This is a genomic window from Weizmannia sp. WK01, from assembly GCF_025905465.1.
GTDB lineage: Bacteria > Bacillota > Bacilli > Bacillales > Bacillaceae_C > Weizmannia > Weizmannia faecalis.
Genome location: NZ_CP109616.1, coordinates 1870422 through 1888273 on the forward strand (window position 1 = coordinate 1870422; position 17852 = coordinate 1888273).

The following is a 17852-nucleotide window of genomic DNA, read 5'->3' on the forward strand; positions in this document are numbered from 1 at the left end:
CATGTACAGACAAGAAAATAAGCGTAAATACATCAACGCGCTGCCGATTATGCGGTAGCATCCAAGGGAAAAGCCATTCAGCTCAGCCCCCGCACTTTTAGTCCCCCTTTTCTTATACCCTTCCTGCATAAAAAATGAGCCTGCTTTCGCGAATACCGCAAAAGCAGGCCCGGAACGATTACATGCCCAATAATTTTTTTACACGTGCCACAACATTTTCAACGGTAAATCCGTATTTTTCCATAACGGTTTTACCGTTTCCGCTGGCGCCAAACGTATTAACCGACAAAATATCGCCTTCATCCCCGGTATACCTTTCCCAGCCGAATGGTGAAGCCATTTCAATGGCAAGGCGTTTTTTCACCTGTGCCGGCAATACGGATTCTTTGTATGCTTTGCTTTGCTGTTCAAAACGGTCCCATGACGGCATGCTGACAACAGCAGCATCAATCTTTTGTTCCGCCAATTGCTGTTGCGCGAGCACAGCCAGATGGACTTCCGACCCGCTGGCAAGAAGGAGAACGTCAGCCGTTTCTTTTTGTGCAGGGGACACGACATAGGCACCTTTTGAAACGCCTTCCAACGCTTTTTCAGACGTCCCTTTCAAGGTTGGCAGCCCTTGGCGCGTCAAAACAAGCGCTGTCGGATGGTTTTCAGATGACAGAGCAAGGCGCCAGGCAGCCGCCGTTTCATTGCCGTCCGCGGGGCGGATGACCGACAAGCCCGGCATCGCTCTTAAAGAAGGAAGCTGTTCAACCGGTTCATGTGTCGGACCGTCTTCCCCGACAGCGATACTGTCATGCGTAAAGACGTACGTTACCGGAAGGCCCATAAGAGCAGCTAGGCGGATGGCAGGACGCAAATAATCCGAGAAAACAAAGAACGTGCCGCCGTATACATGGACACCACCATGAAGCGCCATACCGTTCATGGCTGCGCCCATCGCAAATTCGCGGACACCGAACCAAATATTGCGCCCTTCATAGGCATCCGGCATATAGTCCTTGTCTTCTTTCAGCCGCGTATTGTTGGATCCGGCAAGGTCTGCAGATCCCCCGAACAAAGACGGCAAATGTTTGGAGACGGCATTTAGCACTTCCCCGCTTGCCGCACGGCTGGCAAGGGTTTTGCCTTCTTCATAGACCGGAATGTCCTTGTCCCATCCATCCGGCAGCCCGCCTTTTATCGCCTGTTTTAGTTCAGCCGCAAGCTGCGGGTATTGTTTTTCATAGGCCTCAAACAGGGACGCCCACTCCTGTTCCTTTTTCACGCCATTTTCCACAACCAATTCACGGAACCGTGCGTAAACTTCATCCGGAACATAGAAGTCTTCTTCAAATGTCCATTTATACGCTTCTTTCGTTAGTTTCAGTTCATCTTCTCCGAGCGGGGCGCCGTGGGCAGCCGATTTCCCGGATTTGTTTGGAGAACCGTAACCGATGATCGTTTTCACTTCAATGAGTGTCGGCCGACTTGTATCCGCCTTTGCTTCCTCGATCGCTTTTGCGACCTGTGCCATATCATTCCCGTCTTCAACCCGCAAATACTGCCAGCCGTATGCTTTAAACCGGTCGGCAACACTTTCGGAAAAGGCCTTATTTAAGTCGCCGTCAAGGGAAATGTCATTGGAATCGTACAATACAATGAGACGTCCCAATTTTAAGTGTCCCGCCAATGAAGCAGCTTCGGCAGATACGCCTTCCATTAAGTCGCCATCTCCGCATAAAGCATATGTATAATGGTCAATGACAGGGAAATTTTCTTTATTGTATACAGCCGCCAGATGCCGTTCTACCATCGCCATTCCGACTGACATGGCAATCCCCTGCCCGAGCGGACCGGTCGTTGCTTCCACGCCTTCCGTATGCCCGTATTCCGGATGACCCGGGGTTTTGCTGCCATATTGCCGGAAATTTTTAATATCATCCATGCTTAATGCATAACCGGATAAATGGAGCAGGCTATAGAGCAGCATGGAACCATGCCCTGCGGATAATACGAAACGGTCCCGGTTAAACCAGTGCGGGTTTTCCGGATTATGGTTCAAATATCTTGTCCAGAGGGTGTATGCCATTGGTGCAGCCCCCATCGGAAGCCCCGGATGACCGGATTTTGCTTTTTCGATGGCGTCAATGGACAATGTTCGGATTGTTGTGACTGCCAGTTCGTCCGTTTTATCAAACATCTGTTAACATCCTTTCTTCATGGGTTACAACTCTATATTAAGGCAAGTGAAACCCATAACACAACTCTTTTACCATTTTGTATGGATTTTGTAAGAAAAAAGCAGGATGGTTTCCTTTTTAGTGCAGCTTTCTTTTTGTTTGAATTTGCTTAATTTTTTCCGGGGTAACGTCCTGGCCAGCCGGGTCAAGCACACGGACATTTTCAATCGTTTTTCTGAATGAAGAGCGGAACGCCTGCAAATACTCGCTTCGCAATTTTGACTGTTCCTTTGCTTCTTCACTTGTCAGGGCGCCGGTTTTCGCTTTTTTCGCCAATTCGTTAATCCTTGCCATTTTTTCTTTTGAAAGCATATTTTCTCTCCTTTTATCCGTAATTGATGCCATCTTACTAAAATATGGACCCGCCTGCAACGAAAGCGCACCCGTGAAACGGTTTTGATACTATTTATCATGCCCCGTTTCCTCCATATATTCCCTGTAACGCCGGTGGACGGTTGCTTTTGAAACTTGGTAGCCGAAACCGCGCATAGTCGCAGCAATTTCTTGAAAAGTCAAGCCGTTATCCCGCAGGCGGATAATTTCTTCAACCGGCACTTCCTTTCGCTCCCTGCCGTCCGGATTCCGCTTCCCTTTTAAATTTTTTTCCGGACGGTAGCCGTTTTTGACTGCACGCTCCATTCCCCTTTTAATTTTTAAGTTATGCAGCTTTCGCTGATACTCTTCAACCATGCTGACAATTTTCAGCACCATTGAATCAGATTCCGAAAGCTCCAATTCTCCGTTTTGCGCATAACAATATACTTTAATCCCTTTTTTATATAAAAAATGAAGCAATGCAATTTTTGCATTTCCTCTTCCGATCCGTGTTTCATCCTGCACCAGTACGGCGTCAATCTTTTCATTTTCAATCGTATCAAGAAGATCAAGGATGCCGGGCCTGTCCAGGTCATAGCCGCTTGCCCGGTCACAGATCACCCCGGCCACTTGAAAACCGTGGGAATCCGAAAGCTTCTCCAGCTCTTCCCGCTGCCTCGCCAAGGAAGTTTCCTGGCTTTCTTTTTCCGTGCTTACTCTGCAATATAAAACAACTTTCATTTTTTCGTCTCCCGTTGTGATTTCATCGCAAGTTCCCTATTATCATCGCTGAATTCATTTTTTTCTATTGGAATGACAATTTTTTCGCCGGCTTTGATCATGTTGCCGTCAATATCATTATGACGCTCAACCCAGCTGATAAATGCTTCCCTCGACATTTTGCCCTTTTCCGCATACTGCCCGGCGATGTTCCAAAGCGTATCGCCCTCTGTGACGCTGATTTTGATATAGTGTGGGGATGGATCCCGCAGACTTCCAATCATGAAAAATCCGAAAACAAGCGTAAGCCCTGCTAAAATCATAACATAGTTATACTTTTTCCATAATCGTGACATCTCCATCTTCCTCCCGCGAATATTCGTTCGTCCAATCACCAGTTCTATTATAAAACGAACGCCTGTTTTTCGTCAACATTTTTTCGAACTTACGTTTGTTTTATCTGCTGCAATGTGATATAATAATAGCAAATAATGGCATTCCTCCCGTAAACGTCCCCATACGCAGCGCGGGTGCCAAACAAAACTGTGACGAGGTGAATAGAATGGCAAAACTATCAAAACGGCAACAGGCGATACTTGATTTCATCAAGCATGAAGTAAAAACAAAAGGTTATCCCCCTTCCGTGCGGGAAATCGGCCAGGCAGTCGGACTTGCTTCCAGTTCAACTGTCCATGGCCATCTCGCAAGGCTTGAAAGCAAGGGGTTGATCAGGCGCGACCCTACAAAGCCGAGAGCGATTGAAATTTTGGACCATGATGAAGAAATACCGGCCCAAAATGTTGTCAATGTGCCTGTTGTCGGAAAAGTAACAGCAGGCATACCGATTACCGCTGTAGAAAATATTGAAGAGTATTTTCCGCTTCCGGAACATCTTGTCCCGTCTGACGAGTCCGTCTACATGCTGGAAATTGAAGGGGACAGCATGGTGGATGCCGGGATTTTAAACGGCGATTATGTGATTGTCCGCTCCCAGCAGACGGCAAACAACGGAGATATCGTGGTCGCTATGACAGATGAAAATGAAGCGACAGTAAAAAGATTTTTCAAGGAAAAAGACTACTTCCGGCTGCAACCTGAAAACCAGACAATGGAACCGATCATATTGAAAAACGTCACCATTCTCGGCGTTGTCATCGGGCTGTACAGGCAAATGGTGCACTGATCAAAAAGAAGCAGTTTCGGCTGCTTCTTTTTTAATAGAGCATATGCGAGTTTGATGGCAAAAATGCCTGTGACACTTGAGGATTTCTGGGCTTCCAATCTATTTTCGAAGGAAAAATCGGGGCAATTAATGGGCATTTTGTTTTTCTGGGCGTTCGACGCAAAAATGCCCGATAAACAAAAACCCCTCAAAGCCTTACGCTTCAAGGGGTTTCTTGCTTAATACATTTCGATATACTGGTCGCGTTCCCATTGGTGGACTTGTGTGCGGAACATGTATTTTACATTTTTTTACTTTCATCATTTTTGATAATCCATATAAATAAGGAAGTTTTTAGATTCCACTTTCAAAATCAATCAATACTTTTCAAATGATTTTGGTCATTTTTTGGTCATGATTTTGGTCATGACCTTGAAAATTTAAAAATAAAAATACGAGGAGGAAGAAGAATGAAGAAGGCATTAATTTTTGGAATTACAGGGTTATTAACATTTGGCTTGGGAGCCTGCGGGGGAAACGCAACACAATCAAATTCAACATCCAAAGAGGAATCTAAAGCCAAGACCGCAGAAACAGAAAAAAAGCCAGTAGCTAAAACGACATCCGACATATTGGTTGCTGCCAAAAAAAACACTACCTTTGTAGATGAAAATTCAGGGGAGTATAAGATTAACGGGGAGTATTTAAATGGGCCCACTAATGACGGCATGTATCAGATTATTTTTGGGGAGAGCAAGGATAAAGCTTTCATTCTTAATTACGCAGTAAAGCTTGCAACAAATCCGGATGGTGAAAAAGGGCTTCTTTTTCTTGAAAAGGGAGATAACACCAAAAGTGGTAAATTCATTGACTATTCGGGGACAAAGATTGATATCATAACTGATACAGCTGAAGAAATTGGGGATGATATCGACCACATGACCAATGAGGAAAATAAGGCGGGAGTTACTTATGGCGGCCCGGTCATTAACAAAGGATTCATATTTATCAAGTTCGAGAATCAGGATAAAACACCGCAAAAAGTGAACATTGATTTTGAAGCCCCTGATTTATTACAGAAAAATGATAATGGAGAATTTGAAACAGTTCCTGGCGACAGCAATACCGGGACACAAAGATTAGGGAAAAACGAGCATGTGACACTTAAACTATCTAAATTAGATTAAATACGCAGGATAACCTCTTTTCATTTTTCATATTGGATGCCAGTCGTACAAATTTGCCCCCGCAAACGCGAGGGCTTTTGATTTGTCTTTAATGGGACCTTCTATTATTTCAATTTAATTTTTTTCCCCGGATGAATTAGGTCACCGGAAATGTGATTGAGTTTTTTAAGCTTTTCTACAGTAGTATTGTGATCTTTAGCTATCCGCCAAAGCGAATCACCACGTTTGACTGTATAGGTATTCGGTGCTGCAGAATATACTTTATTGCCTTTTTCATCGTATACGCTATATCCGTATTTTTTAGCGCAAGCAATAGCATTGGATTTGTCCCCAAACGCACCTTTTTGGCTTTTTGCATCGTTAGCCGACTTGCGCACCCTATATATTTCCTCCGCTGTTGTCTTAGATTTTGAAGGATTTTTTGATGCCATGATCGATCTATTCAAAATACCTTCTGCAATCGCTTTGCCGATAGCATCCGTTTTGTTAGATACGACATCGGCATCCTCTTTTGTATCGACAAAACCAACCTCAATTAGGATTGCTTGAGGTTTTGTGTTTCTTAGCACGTATAGACCCGGAGACTTTTTAAGCCCGCGAGATCGCAACCCTGTGACTTTGCAGATGCCTTTTAAGATGCGATTTGCGACTGCATCCGTTTGGCTGTTATATTGGTGTACCTCGATACCCGTACCGCCCCCTGCGTTGAGGTGAATGCTGACCGATAGACTAACAGAGTGCGAGTTGATTTTTCGCACGATATTTGCAAGGTTTTGAGACTGTGTTTTACCTGATTCATCTGTGTCATCATATACTTTTTGTCCTGCTGCTTTTAAATATTTAATTGTCGCATCCTTGATTTGACGATCGACAACTTCCTCTTTTATAAATCCATGTGCGCCAGTTACGTGGAAGTTGTGTCCAGCATGAATACTGTATGCCATGTTTGTCCATCTCCTTAAATTTTTTTATAAATAAGAGCAGCCATGTGGCCGCCCTTATTTTGATAACCCTTGCCGCTTTAATGCTTCGCGCTGTGCTTTGCCACGGGCTGTAACGTAATTGTTTTTAAACCATGACCATACGGCCGTAATAAGTGTAAACAGTGTGGACAATACTTCCGTCTGCTGCTCCGCGGTGCCTGGGATTTTATAAAGCCCACACGATACTAAAATTTGATTCAATAGTGCAATTGCTAGCACGATTGTGCGGATTAATGTACCTCTGTCAATTTTCATTTTCAATCCTCCTAATCAAAATTTTGAATGGCAGCAAAGAAAATGGCTACGGCCCCGCCAATAAGCGCAACAATAAGCGCATTTGTAATGGCATGCCGTAACCATTTTGTGTCCTCTTTAATCTCTTTCAAATCCTCTTTTATGCTGTCAATCTGCTGATCCTGCATAAGTTCTTTGTCTTGCAGGCGCCGAATGTCGCTTTTCATATTTACCTGCTCGGTCTTTATGGCTTCTAGGTCTTTTTGCAGTGTCTCCCGCCAGATATCCACCTGCTGATCCGCCTCCAATGGACCCACACCCCCAATCTGTCTTTACTTCCTGCCGATTTTTGATCCGCCTCCTTGTTTGGGTATTAAAAAAGAGCCCTATAACAAGGACTCCTTCACATCACTGTTAATCATATTATTTGTTGTCATCCCCGCCTAATGCTTCCATCATCTCTTCGGTTTCAGATGAAAGATTCCCATCCACCTTTATCAAAAGCTCTGCAAACAGTTTCCTTAAAGTTTGCACATTATGCGGTATAGGACCGTCCATTTTTGCCCCGGTATTTTCGTAATATCTCCCGTTCTCAAGATTCTTGAGAATATAAGTAATATCGCTAATCTCCTGGCTGTATCTTTGTACAAAATCAGGAATTTTTTCCTCTTTGCTCACATCACACACCTCCTCTCTATGGATTATTCGATAAGTAGGAGGGTGTTTCCTTTATCCTCATAGATATTTGTTACGTCACAGTATGATCCTGCTGTGTACCTGTATTTGTAATAAGATTGGCCTGGCCATGCTCAGTTAAATAAGCATCGATACCCTCTTTTAAGTCAGCACGCTTATTAATAACAAAGTCGTAAGTGTATGCCTTGTCTATAATGCGCTGCCCCATATAAGCCGCCATTATCAACCACCTCCTAAAATCATGTCATCGATTGCTTGCTGCATTAAGCCTAACTTTTCTTGCAAAATTTCCATCTCTGATTTTTCAACTCCGAGCACTGGCTGTTTCGCTAGCCATTCTTCACCGGTAATATCCGTCCATTCGTTTTTTTCTTTATTAAATTTTGGAGCGTAACACGGTTGTGGGGGTTCAACAGTTGTATAGTTTTCAAATTCATTCTTTACCTGATCTTCGCTCTCATAATAACAATCTTGTATATAATGACCATCAGAGTCTAATATAATGTATTTCATTTTTTATCACTCCTGTTATCTTATAAAAGTAGTATGCCCTAATACACGAGCGATAGAGCTATCCTGATCTGTTCGAAACAGGGTTAAATCTTTAGTGCCGGATATAACAAACCCGACCGTAGTTAGTGCTGTTGAATTAGTAACGAATGCTAAGTGTGTTTCATATAGCGGTTTTTCTTGTGTTAATGTGTATCCTGCTGGTAGCGTTGCTATAACTGTATCAGCAGTAATATTGTTAGATCTTTGCACATCATATCGTATGTCTACGATTACGCCATCTCCACAGCGTGTACGTTTTGCGATTGCGTACCCTGAAAAACCGCTTAGCAAAGTTAAATTAACCCAGCCCTCATCTAACCAACCACTGTCAATATCGGAATAGATATATCTGTTATACTGTTTACCTGCTGAGAGCCACGTAAACTTGATTTCCTTGTATAAACCTTGTCCAGCACCAGTTACCTCAATTAAGCATAGGCTGTCATCTACTCCATTAGGTGCATTTTTAAAACTCCTCGAAATGTAAATCCCCGCACCCAAAGTTAAACAATTCCCTGTCCCATTATCTAGTGTCTGTGCATAACGACACTTCATGTCAATATGCCCTTTATCCTCTGCACTTAAAAACCCGGCTCTTTCAAAAGTGGCTGGCAAATGTGCATCACCAGAATTACCGATGTGGGCATCCACTCTATAAATTAGTTTACGTAAGCTCTCGAATATTGATTTAATAGTAGTATCCATGTTACCACCTCAATATGTCCAATTTCTATCAGAACCAAATCCAAAACGTTTAGCTCTAATTGTTCTTAAATTTGGATTAATACTTAATACATCCCAACAGTCTTCAGTTTCAGTATTGACAACCCTACCCGTTGCACCAGAATAACATAGAGATGCATCTACACTAATACACAAAATTCCATTATAAATTGTAGAATCATCACGATGTAAATGCCCATTTATTATTGCAATCAGCGTTCCTGGTTCAGAAAAGCTTGTATTAATTGATACTGGAAAGAGCCTAGATTTATCATCAATTGTATAATCTTGTCCATTTTTAAATGCTTTTAAAATGTTAAGTAATACATCAGAATTATACTGTGTTGAATTATCAAACGCTCCAGGTAAAGGAGCATGCGTAAAAATTAACGCGTGATAATCTAACGGAATTTGCAATGCTACATTTGCCAACCAATTAAGTTGTTCATTTTGGTAGCACCCATAATGTAAGTTATCGTAGGTCAGTGTTCCATCGGAATTAATATCATTTGGAAAATCAAAAGAATTTAGCATAATCACTCTAATCTTTTTATCAGCATAATCTTTATAGCAATAAATACTATCTCCATTTCTTACTTCGCCAAATACTGTGTTTCTTGTTTGGTATATCACCTTTAACTCTTCGTTTGTAATAATGTCTTCAAGTTTATTTTTACCGTTTTGAAAAGCGCCATTGTCGTGATTACCATGCAAAAAATATACATCTGTATCGGCTTTAACGCGATTAAACAATGCAGACGCGGCACTTTTTAGCTCTGATAATATTTGCGATTTTGAATACCATCCATTCGCGTTATCGCCACCAGAAACAACTGCATCTAGGTGGGTCAAACGACTCAATAAAGCAATATACTCATAATGTTTAAGTGACTTTGGTGCATAACCAGAATACTGGTTATGATTATCTGTAATAAAACCTATATTCAATTCCGATTTATCAATAGATTTAACAATCTCATTTATTTTTGTTTTGTAATAACTAGGAACCTCAATTTCCATATCACTTTCAGCATCGATGAAATTAAGTAAATTATCTACTTTGCTAACATTAATCTTATCAGCCGTTTCCGCCAACTGCGCGGTAAGCCGGCTATCCACCTCGTTAATTACACTCGGATCGATATCCTGTATCTCTTGCCATTCTCCGTCCGCCATCTTGCGGTATACTTTACCGCTGTCCCGGCACATTGCAGTTTTGCCTTCGACTGCATCAGGATAGGTAATCGCCAAATCATCAAATGTGTTAACTGGTGGCAACCAATCAATTTTTGCGGCATCAACTACTTTGTTAAAGGCTTTTTCTGATACCGTTTCAACTGCATTATCAAGGTTCGTTTTCATTTCTTGCATATCGGCAGCAATATCGCCGTGGATTTTATTTAGTAAATTACGAAACGTCCTGGTCGTCACAACTCCAATGTTTGCATATGGCCACCGCATCAAGCACCACCTCCATTTTCCAATGCTGCAATTCTGTTGCCATGGTCCTGCAATGTTTGCAAAACTGTTTGCAGATCGATTGTGCTCGAACCCGAAAAAAGGATCCTGCCGAGCTTGGCAAAATCCTCTTTGCTCATTAATCCATCTTGATTAGCTGTTGCAAGTAAGATGTTTACTACTACATTTCCGTTACTGTCCACAATAACCAAATCTAATTTTTGCTTATCCGCTGCGCTCATTAACCCATCTGACGTAGGCGTGGCCAGCGAATACTTTGGTATATCTAGTTGTGTCGGGTCGTAGCCGGGTGAAAAGCTTGTTCCCGGTCCAACAGAAACCTTATTATCAGGGAGCTTGGTGATCGCCGACGTTTTTACATTGCCGCTCTTATCAATTGCCGAACTGACTATTTTCCCCACTCGATTAAAACTGGATAAGATGCCGGTCATGTCCTTCGCGTCGTTGCTAAAAGTAACTTCTGGCGGCTTGTATTGTGAAAATGGATATTTCTTATAACCGATAACCTCAACGTCTGTATCAAAATTCATGGGCTCGTAGATAAGTATCCAATGATCGCCCTTATTAATTTCTTCTTTTCGTTTTACCGTTATGGACAGCGTGACGGCTGGTTTGTCTTGCAATTGCGTTTTTAAGTAGGCAAGCATAGACTCTGCTTTAGTAAACCGATCATCCCGGATAGGATCCGCATGCCGCTCCCCCCATTGTGTAACATATGGACTTTTATAAGTCACAAAAGGAAAAGCATAGGTTCCATCATCATTCTGTTTTCCATAGCCGCGAATAACAGTCTTGAGTTCTGTCGTATCTATTTGACAATTGACGGTATCCGTATTGTAAAGATATCTGAATTGGTTATTAGTTATCTGTCCCCAACTGTCCGGAGCGTAAAAAATAAGATGCTTGTTATCTGCATCTAAAACGGCGTTAAAACTACTTATAATGGTTTCAACCATGCTAAGAGCATTCGCATCACCGAAATTGTCCATTTGTACCTTTTCAAAATGCCCTACAACTTCCCATGTAAAGCCGAGTTTATTACCGTCAAATGTCCAATGCAGCGCATCCTCAATACTCCATGTCTGCGATTTTTGTTCATATCGGCGATGGTCCTGGCATATAAAATAAATATGATTAGCAGTAATGGACTTGCTAAGCACCTTTCCATTCGCTGTTGGCTCAAGCTGCTTTATTACAAACCATTGCCCATCAAGACAGATCATTGCTTCTTGCTGCAACATATCGAATGCGTAGGCGTTTCTTTTCGTTTTCGTAACGCTAAAATTTACTGACCATGTGCTATTCTTCTGCCATTCTTCCGCAAAATCATCCGCATTGAAATCGACCAGGATTTCCTCATCTATGCCATTATTAACGATTAAATCCATGCAATCACCTACTTGTACAAAAATCTAAATCCAAAAGATGACACCGGATTACTAAGCCCGGTCAGCTGGATTTTATTCCACCCTGGCAATAGAGTTACGAGTCCATGGTTCGTATCTCTGCCACAATGGGCGCCGTTAAGTAAAGGGTAGACCCCGTCAATCGTTAGCGTATCGCCGCTATCCAAAGTTTTTTTGTAAATAAATGAGTCACCGGTCGTAAGGTTTTTCAAAATCGGAGTGCCGATCCCTTGTATGCTAATGGTCAAATCGTGCTTACGTGGATCAATTGTGATATCTCCAGCGTTAAATATTTTTAAACTACTTCCATGGATATCGGTATAAACCAAATCCTCGTCCAACACAAACCCTTGTCCGACCATTTGCCACATTTCACTATCCATATCAATTGGATCTTCATCTGTTCTGCCAACGCTCTCTCCAAATCCTTTGAAAGCTTCAAATTCAATATCAAAGGTTCCGGACATTTGGCTTATACTGGCGAATTCAAACGGTTTTATATGAACTAAAAACCTTATTCCAGGCATTCGCGACCAGGTGATGTAATATGGATCATGATCAAATAACGCTTGCCAAGTTTCCCTCTGGGCAAGCGTATAGTCGATGTAATCTTTCGCATCCATATAAAATTTTGCAGTGATGATTCTTGTACCAAATGCAGTTCCGTTATCAATATTTCCATCGGACCCAGCGATTTGTTCATATGTGGTTGCCGGCTGCGGACCGCTATCGATCACATCAAGCAAATATGCACCATTTATTTCGCTTACAGTTTGTTTTGTTCCATCCAGTTTTGTGATTGTTAATTCTTCCATCAATCAATCACCCCATCATATAGGCAGCGTTATTGTAATTTGCAGCTTGCCGCTTGCTTACATTTTTTTCCAGTGCATCTGCATCAATTTTAATCACATTATTTTTCTGTAATATTTTCATAAGTAAATCAATCGTTTGCTGCATCAAAGATATTTGCTGGTCCTGACGCTGGATTAAAGCAGATAAATCCGCAGCTGATGAGTTGCTTTGGCTTTGCGAACCAACTCCCAAAGCTTTTTGAGTTTGTGATAATAGCTGTAATGCTCTAGTTCTTTTAAGTCTATCAAGTGGTATGATTGCTTCCGGTTTGTTTCCCTCCGCAACCCGGGCAAGCTGCTCTGTAAAGACAAACCCGCCATTTGCATATCCGTGCCCTTCGCCAAGGCCGGATAAATTTTTGCCATGACGATGCTTTGCATAGTTAAGCGCAGCCAGCAAATTATCAAAGCCATTAAAAATATCATTATGGCCGGGAAATTTATATGCGTTGAAGGTTGCACTTATAGTTTGCATTAACCCCTTTGCCAAATCTCCCGTTATCGCGTTTATATCCGTGTAACCGTGCTGTACGGCCTTCGGGTTCCCACCGCTTTCCGTCTTGATTTGCCGCAACACTTTTTCCACCATAGCTTTGCTCGTGGATAGGCCATTCATCTCGAGCGCTTTTACAACATACGACCGCCATCGTTCCACACCGGATCCTCCGGGATTATCGCCGCCGCCCATAAGGCTCTTAATCCAATTTTTAGCGCCTTTTTTAGCCATTGATACCGCACCGCTAACCATCCCGAGAGTAGGCTGTGCCAATCCAGATAGGTTAGTAAATGCACTAACCGCTTTACTAATCAACTTGCTTGGGTGTGTAGCGTAATCCCATACGGTCTTTACGCCGCCAAGAATGCTTTTTCCAACATTTTTAGCACCAGATACGGCTTTAGACGCGGCCGACTTTGTTACGTCCCATGCCTTCTCCAACCAACCTGTTCCGTTTGCGTATTTTGGCATGATGGACAGCAGTTGATTAGTCGCATTGGCATTCAGCACGCTTGTGCCTTTCGGTAGGTTCATTATGGTCTCGCGTACTGGAGACAAGAAACTTTCTCCGGTTGGCAAAGTGACAAGCTCTTGCTTATGTTTTCCTTTTCCATCCGAAAGCAATGCAAACCCGCCAGGATGGTTATCGGTGCCTTTTGCGTACTGTGGTACATTCCATTTTGGAATCCGCAGTTTCTTAGGAGCGTGGACTTTTTCAAGAATCCAGTTGATTCCATTTCGGACGCCATTTACTCCTTTGCCAAGTCCTTTAATCATGGCATTTCCGACGGATATCATGGCACTTTTTAATTTTCCTGCGCCATTCTTTAATCCATTTGCCATTCTCCCAGGGAGCCCTTTAATTGTGGACACCATTGAACTCCAAATTTTAGAAGCCCCATTTTTCATGGATGAAAAAATTCCAATGGCCTTATTTTTCATGCCATTAAAGCCATTTTTAACTATATTTCCAATCCATTTTATTGGCGCTGAAAAAATTGATTTCATTGCGCCCCACAATCCGGAAAAAATTGATTTGAACGGCCCGACAAATCCGCGTGCAACTCTCAACATTTTGCCAATAAAATTGAGCTGAATCCAGTTGATTAAAACCTTAAAAGTGCCGGAAAAAATGTTTTTTATTCCTTGCCACATCTTTTTCCAGTTTCCGGTAAACAAGCCAGAGAAAACCTGAATGATCCCCTCTATAACCTGGAGCGATCCAGATATAATGCCCTTTATATTTCCCCAAACGGATTTGATGATTGTGACAAAAACTCCAAATCCAATTTTAAAAATAGGAGTTAGAATCGCTAGAGCCGCCTTAATAATTACGGCTAAAAATGAAAATATATTTTTTGTTGCCTGAATTATTGATGCACCGTTTGCATCCCAAAAGATCTTGAGTTCAGTGATTTTACTCATCACAAATGATCCAACTGCACTTAACGCCTGTTGCAAATATCCTTTTAATATATTAAAGGTATTCTGTATTGCTGTTACGATATTAATAGTCTTTTGTACCGCGCTGTCAGATAGGCCGATCTTGCTTAATATGTCTGCCCCACCGGCCCAATTGCCTTGAAACATTTGCATGATGCCTACGGTAAATTGCTTCACAAAACCAAATGCTTTCATCAGGGACGCCCCGATGCCATTTATAAAATCGTGGAACGGTTTGGATTTGTTATAAGCGATCACAAATACCGCTGCCAAGGCGGCAATGGCCGCTATGGTTAGCGTAACCGGAGAGGTTAATAGACTGATTGCACCGGCCAATATTCCGGTGCTCGCCCCAGCAGCCGTTGCAGCTGCCCCTTCTGCCGCGATAACTCCTGTCGTTGCGGCCATGCCGCCGGCCAGAGTACCATAGGCAATAACCAAGCTGGATATACCAGATGTCAGAAACCCAAACCCGGTTACAAGGGTTAAAATAACGGCTAACAACGCTGCTGAAATGGCAGCCGCATGCTGGACCGGTTTCGGCAAGGCATTAAACTTGTCCACGATATTTTGAACAAATTCAGCTGTTTTTTTAATGGCTGGTGTTAATGCCTGGCCAACCGATATTCCGGCCGTCTCCAAACTTCCTTTTAATTGTTCAATGGAGCCTTTTAGATTGTCCATTTTCTTTTTGGCAACATCAGCAGCTTTAATTTTATTCATGGCGCCGTTCATGTCTTCGATTCCCTTGGCGCCTTCTTTATACAAAATATTGGCTGCCCTGATAGCATCCGTTCCAAACATTGTTTTTAATGCATATTGCCGCTGTTCTTCCGAAAGGTTTTTGAGCCTGTCATGAAGCAGACCAGAAATTTTGGAAAGAGATTTTAGCTTTCCATTTTGGTCGTAAAAAGCGCTTGATGCAAAACCGGAGTTTTTCGCAAGTTCCTGATATTCATTTTTTACTTTACTTGCAGAAGCTCCAGCACCTGCCTGAATTTTCGCAAGACGTTGCAAAGAAGCTTCTATGTCATTTGCAGAATGTGAGGCTGGTTTAATCCCCCTATCAACTAACCAATTGTATGCAGAAGATGTATTTCGCGCTGCCAGCCCGAGCGAATCCATCATATCGGCAGCAGATTTTGTAGAAGGGGAAAGGTTTAATAACATAGTTTTTAAAGATGTCCCAGCGTCCTGACCTTTAAGACCATTCTGCGCAAATGCCGCAAGCGCCGTAGTAGTATCTTCAAAGCTTAAACCGACTCCACTGGCTACAGCTGAAACAGCAGATAACCCATATTTTAATTCTTCAACATCCGTTGCGCTTGCGTTGGCAGCACCAGCCAGCAGATCTGCAGCGCGGGTTACGGAAATATTGTCTTTCCGGAAAGCATTCAACGCAGTTGACGCGATCTCGGCAGCATCTTTCAGGTCCAGTTCACCGGCAGTCGCAAGATTTAGAGCCCCTGAGAGCCCGCCATGGATGATATCTGTTGTTTTCACGCCGGCTTTGACAAGTTCTTCAATCCCCTGCGCGGCCTCAGTGGCACTGTATTTTGTCTTGGCCCCCATAGTTACAGCAAGATCCTCTAACGCGCCCCCATACTTTTTTACCTCGTCCGGCGCCATGACAGACTTTACCGCGCTCATTTGACTTTCAAAATCCATGGCCTGCTTCGCTGCAGCACCAAGACCGGCTCCAATTGCAATGGTAGCCGGTGCAAAAGTTTGTGTAATCCCGTCAGACATTTCTTTTACTTTTCCGCCAACGCTTTTGGCCCGCTCAGAGATGTCATTCAGCCGAGATGAAAACTTGCTAATTGGGCTATCCATCCCCGATAGTTTAGATTTTGCTTGATCCAGCTGTCTGCTCCAGGCTGACTGCTTGGCAACCGCATTATTCACTTGGGAAGCTAATTTGGAAACTTGCTCGGAGCCTTCGCCGTAAGTTTTAATGGCTTCCCGGTGCTTTTTACGGAGCATATCAATTTCGCGCTGGTTAACCGCCATTACTTCATTCAGACTCTTTACTTTTGCACGGAGCGTTTCATACTTATCGCCGGCGCCACTAATTACTGTCAAATTGGCTTTCATTGCGCTCTGAGCTTGGCGCACCTGCCCCCGTATTTCTTTCAAGGTATTTGCGAACTGAGTACCCTCCATGCTGACGCCGATCACCATATTGCCAAGGGGTTGGTCTCCTGCCATGTTTCCTCACCTCCCGTCAAATTGAGTTATAGAAGGCTTCTATATCGTCATACTGTTTGCTGTCCGGCCCGTTCATGACATTCAGAAATCCATATATGTCCATTTCTTCAATATCTCTGAACGTCCATCCATTTTTCATTAACTCCGAATACATTTTGTGCAGATTATTTATGCTTTCTTTGATGGTGGTCGATTTTTCCCCAGCTTTTTTTTAGCTTCACCGCCCATAATGTCGGTCATAATGCGTTCCATTTCATCACTCAATTTGTCTGCTGGGATTCCGTCATAGATCGCATCAAAGGTCACCCGATCATCCCGAAAAAAGCTTGCAATCATGGAAACCATTTCATCCAACGTCTCAAGCTCACTGGGTTTTTCTCTTTCCTGCTTATCCGCGAATTCCAGCACTTTCCGCAATGTTCTTGCTGGCACGAATCCTTCGGTAAAGATTTCAGTTCTTTCAGTTTCCGGATTATAAAGTTCAATTTTTAACATTTCCAGCATCTCCTTTTATGCAAAATAAAAAGCCGGGCCTAAGAGCCCAGCTATCAGCCAGCAGTTTGTTGAGTTGCCGTTTGCGTATTTTCATTGTATCCATTAAAAACGAGGGACCGAAATGTCTGCAAATCAAAGTCTGTATTCGAAGAACGAGTTTTGAAATAGGTAAAGCCATCTAATTTCCGGTTTACAAATTGTCCGGTCAGTGCACTGTCAGTTGTATCGGCTTCCTTGCCTTTGTCATCACCCGTTTTCAAATCGACACCATCCGGATGCCCGAATTTTCCTTTAAGCAGTGCGATATAGATGCTGTCGTTTTTAATGCCATCCGCTTCTAGCAGTACAGAAACATATGGTGCCTTCGCATCTTTTCCGAGTTTCAAAATGCCATTTTCGTATACAGCGCCTGAAAGGGACGCAGCGATTTCTTCACTCAAGTCCGCTGCTGTGAATTCCAATTGTGGCGTTCCCGTACCGCTTGCATCTACAAAAAACGGTACATTAGACGCATATAAAGCATTGATTTGCGCACCAAGACCGCTTAATTTTGCTTCAATTGTGCCACCTTCATTGGCATCTAATTTATAAATTTTCTTAACAATTTCCGTGTCCCCGTCATGGATCCCAAATTCGACACTTTTAAAACCTAAAGTCGCCATTTTCTCATCTCC

At 42.9% G+C, this 17852-nt stretch carries 19 protein-coding genes; 2 read left to right on the top strand and 17 right to left on the bottom strand.

Translation table 11 applies throughout. The features are described from left to right. Positions 1-178: 178 nt before the first annotated feature. The 4 genes from tkt to OF158_RS08725 all read right to left on the bottom strand — a co-directional run bounded on the left by tkt (position 179) and on the right by OF158_RS08725 (position 3616). A complete protein-coding gene (gene tkt / locus OF158_RS08710; RefSeq protein WP_035184798.1) occupies positions 179-2185 on the bottom strand; it encodes a transketolase in 2007 nt (668 codons plus the stop codon). A 118-nt stretch (positions 2186-2303) separates the two neighbouring features. Further along, a complete protein-coding gene (locus OF158_RS08715) occupies positions 2304-2537 on the bottom strand; it encodes a DUF896 domain-containing protein (protein WP_014098216.1) in 234 nt (77 codons plus the stop codon). A 90-nt stretch (positions 2538-2627) separates the two neighbouring features. Continuing rightward, positions 2628-3281, bottom strand: coding sequence for a YneB family resolvase-like protein (locus OF158_RS08720; RefSeq protein WP_014098215.1), 654 nt, complete (start codon positions 3279-3281; stop codon positions 2628-2630). Continuing rightward, complete coding sequence (locus OF158_RS08725; RefSeq protein ID WP_014098214.1) at positions 3278-3616, bottom strand: cell division suppressor protein YneA; 339 nt, start codon at positions 3614-3616, stop codon at positions 3278-3280. Before OF158_RS08725 ends, OF158_RS08720 begins: the two co-directional genes overlap by 4 nt. Before the next feature lie 206 nt (positions 3617-3822). Between OF158_RS08725 and lexA the strand changes: the two genes are divergently transcribed. Together lexA and OF158_RS08735 are read left to right on the top strand one after the other, a co-directional pair. Continuing rightward, the gene (gene lexA / locus OF158_RS08730; protein ID WP_014098213.1) at positions 3823-4443 is read left to right on the top strand and encodes a transcriptional repressor LexA; all 621 of its coding nucleotides are present in this window, start codon (positions 3823-3825) and stop codon (positions 4441-4443) included. 449 nt (positions 4444-4892) lie between these two features. Then, a complete protein-coding gene (locus OF158_RS08735) occupies positions 4893-5609 on the top strand; it encodes a hypothetical protein (RefSeq protein ID WP_035184796.1) in 717 nt (238 codons plus the stop codon). A 104-nt stretch (positions 5610-5713) separates the two neighbouring features. Here the strand turns inward: OF158_RS08735 and OF158_RS08740 are convergent, their stop codons facing one another. The 13 genes from OF158_RS08740 to OF158_RS08800 form a co-directional block, all read right to left on the bottom strand. Next, a complete protein-coding gene (locus OF158_RS08740) occupies positions 5714-6553 on the bottom strand; it encodes an N-acetylmuramoyl-L-alanine amidase (RefSeq protein WP_052042174.1) in 840 nt (279 codons plus the stop codon). A gap of 54 nt (positions 6554-6607) precedes the next feature. Beyond that, positions 6608-6847, bottom strand: a complete 240-nt coding sequence (locus OF158_RS08745; protein ID WP_172653413.1) for a phage holin — start codon at positions 6845-6847, stop codon at positions 6608-6610. Positions 6848-6858: 11 nt separating this feature from the next. Next, complete coding sequence (locus tag OF158_RS08750; RefSeq protein WP_052042172.1) at positions 6859-7134, bottom strand: hemolysin XhlA family protein; 276 nt, start codon at positions 7132-7134, stop codon at positions 6859-6861. Positions 7135-7249: 115 nt separating this feature from the next. Beyond that, positions 7250-7504, bottom strand: coding sequence for a hypothetical protein (locus OF158_RS08755; protein WP_035184794.1), 255 nt, complete (start codon positions 7502-7504; stop codon positions 7250-7252). A 70-nt stretch (positions 7505-7574) separates the two neighbouring features. Then, the gene (locus tag OF158_RS08760) at positions 7575-7742 is read right to left on the bottom strand and encodes a hypothetical protein (protein WP_164931350.1); all 168 of its coding nucleotides are present in this window, start codon (positions 7740-7742) and stop codon (positions 7575-7577) included. A 2-nt stretch (positions 7743-7744) separates the two neighbouring features. Next, positions 7745-8035 carry a hypothetical protein gene (locus OF158_RS08765; RefSeq protein WP_035184791.1) on the bottom strand — a complete coding sequence of 97 codons (291 nt, stop codon included), beginning with the start codon at positions 8033-8035 and terminating at the stop codon, positions 7745-7747. 15 nt (positions 8036-8050) lie between these two features. Continuing rightward, the gene (locus tag OF158_RS08770; RefSeq protein WP_035184789.1) at positions 8051-8779 is read right to left on the bottom strand and encodes a hypothetical protein; all 729 of its coding nucleotides are present in this window, start codon (positions 8777-8779) and stop codon (positions 8051-8053) included. A gap of 9 nt (positions 8780-8788) precedes the next feature. Continuing rightward, a complete protein-coding gene (locus OF158_RS08775; protein ID WP_052042170.1) occupies positions 8789-10258 on the bottom strand; it encodes a metallophosphoesterase family protein in 1470 nt (489 codons plus the stop codon). Next, positions 10258-11664 (bottom strand): phage tail protein, encoded by a 1407-nt coding sequence (locus OF158_RS08780; protein ID WP_052042168.1) that lies wholly within the window; start codon positions 11662-11664, stop codon positions 10258-10260. Before OF158_RS08780 ends, OF158_RS08775 begins: the two co-directional genes overlap by 1 nt. Positions 11665-11672: 8 nt before the next feature. After that, a complete protein-coding gene (locus OF158_RS08785; RefSeq protein ID WP_035184787.1) occupies positions 11673-12497 on the bottom strand; it encodes a phage tail domain-containing protein in 825 nt (274 codons plus the stop codon). A gap of 7 nt (positions 12498-12504) precedes the next feature. Further along, a complete protein-coding gene (locus tag OF158_RS08790) occupies positions 12505-16683 on the bottom strand; it encodes a phage tail tape measure protein (protein ID WP_052498231.1) in 4179 nt (1392 codons plus the stop codon). Positions 16684-16851: 168 nt separating this feature from the next. Next, positions 16852-17178, bottom strand: coding sequence for a phage tail assembly chaperone G (locus tag OF158_RS08795; protein ID WP_035184785.1), 327 nt, complete (start codon positions 17176-17178; stop codon positions 16852-16854). A gap of 53 nt (positions 17179-17231) precedes the next feature. Continuing rightward, positions 17232-17840 carry a major tail protein gene (locus OF158_RS08800; protein ID WP_035184783.1) on the bottom strand — a complete coding sequence of 203 codons (609 nt, stop codon included), beginning with the start codon at positions 17838-17840 and terminating at the stop codon, positions 17232-17234. Positions 17841-17852: the final 12 nt, after the last annotated feature.

Excerpts from the sequence above, each read along its gene's own strand:
- tkt (WP_035184798.1), bottom strand. The coding sequence starts at position 2,185 with ATGTTTGATAAAACGGACGAACTGGCAGTCACAACAATCCGAACATTG.
- OF158_RS08715 (WP_014098216.1), bottom strand. The coding sequence starts at position 2,537 with ATGCTTTCAAAAGAAAAAATGGCAAGGATTAACGAATTGGCGAAAAAA.
- OF158_RS08720 (WP_014098215.1), bottom strand. The coding sequence starts at position 3,281 with ATGAAAGTTGTTTTATATTGCAGAGTAAGCACGGAAAAAGAAAGCCAG.
- OF158_RS08725 (WP_014098214.1), bottom strand. The coding sequence starts at position 3,616 with ATGTCACGATTATGGAAAAAGTATAACTATGTTATGATTTTAGCAGGG.
- lexA (WP_014098213.1), top strand. The coding sequence starts at position 3,823 with ATGGCAAAACTATCAAAACGGCAACAGGCGATACTTGATTTCATCAAG.
- OF158_RS08735 (WP_035184796.1), top strand. The coding sequence starts at position 4,893 with ATGAAGAAGGCATTAATTTTTGGAATTACAGGGTTATTAACATTTGGC.
- OF158_RS08740 (WP_052042174.1), bottom strand. The coding sequence starts at position 6,553 with ATGGCATACAGTATTCATGCTGGACACAACTTCCACGTAACTGGCGCA.
- OF158_RS08745 (WP_172653413.1), bottom strand. The coding sequence starts at position 6,847 with ATGAAAATTGACAGAGGTACATTAATCCGCACAATCGTGCTAGCAATT.
- OF158_RS08760 (WP_164931350.1), bottom strand. The coding sequence starts at position 7,742 with ATGGCGGCTTATATGGGGCAGCGCATTATAGACAAGGCATACACTTAC.
- OF158_RS08765 (WP_035184791.1), bottom strand. The coding sequence starts at position 8,035 with ATGAAATACATTATATTAGACTCTGATGGTCATTATATACAAGATTGT.
- OF158_RS08770 (WP_035184789.1), bottom strand. The coding sequence starts at position 8,779 with ATGGATACTACTATTAAATCAATATTCGAGAGCTTACGTAAACTAATT.
- OF158_RS08775 (WP_052042170.1), bottom strand. The coding sequence starts at position 10,258 with ATGCGGTGGCCATATGCAAACATTGGAGTTGTGACGACCAGGACGTTT.
- OF158_RS08780 (WP_052042168.1), bottom strand. The coding sequence starts at position 11,664 with ATGGATTTAATCGTTAATAATGGCATAGATGAGGAAATCCTGGTCGAT.
- OF158_RS08785 (WP_035184787.1), bottom strand. The coding sequence starts at position 12,497 with ATGGAAGAATTAACAATCACAAAACTGGATGGAACAAAACAAACTGTA.
- OF158_RS08790 (WP_052498231.1), bottom strand. The coding sequence starts at position 16,683 with ATGGCAGGAGACCAACCCCTTGGCAATATGGTGATCGGCGTCAGCATG.
- OF158_RS08795 (WP_035184785.1), bottom strand. The coding sequence starts at position 17,178 with ATGTTAAAAATTGAACTTTATAATCCGGAAACTGAAAGAACTGAAATC.
- OF158_RS08800 (WP_035184783.1), bottom strand. The coding sequence starts at position 17,840 with ATGGCGACTTTAGGTTTTAAAAGTGTCGAATTTGGGATCCATGACGGG.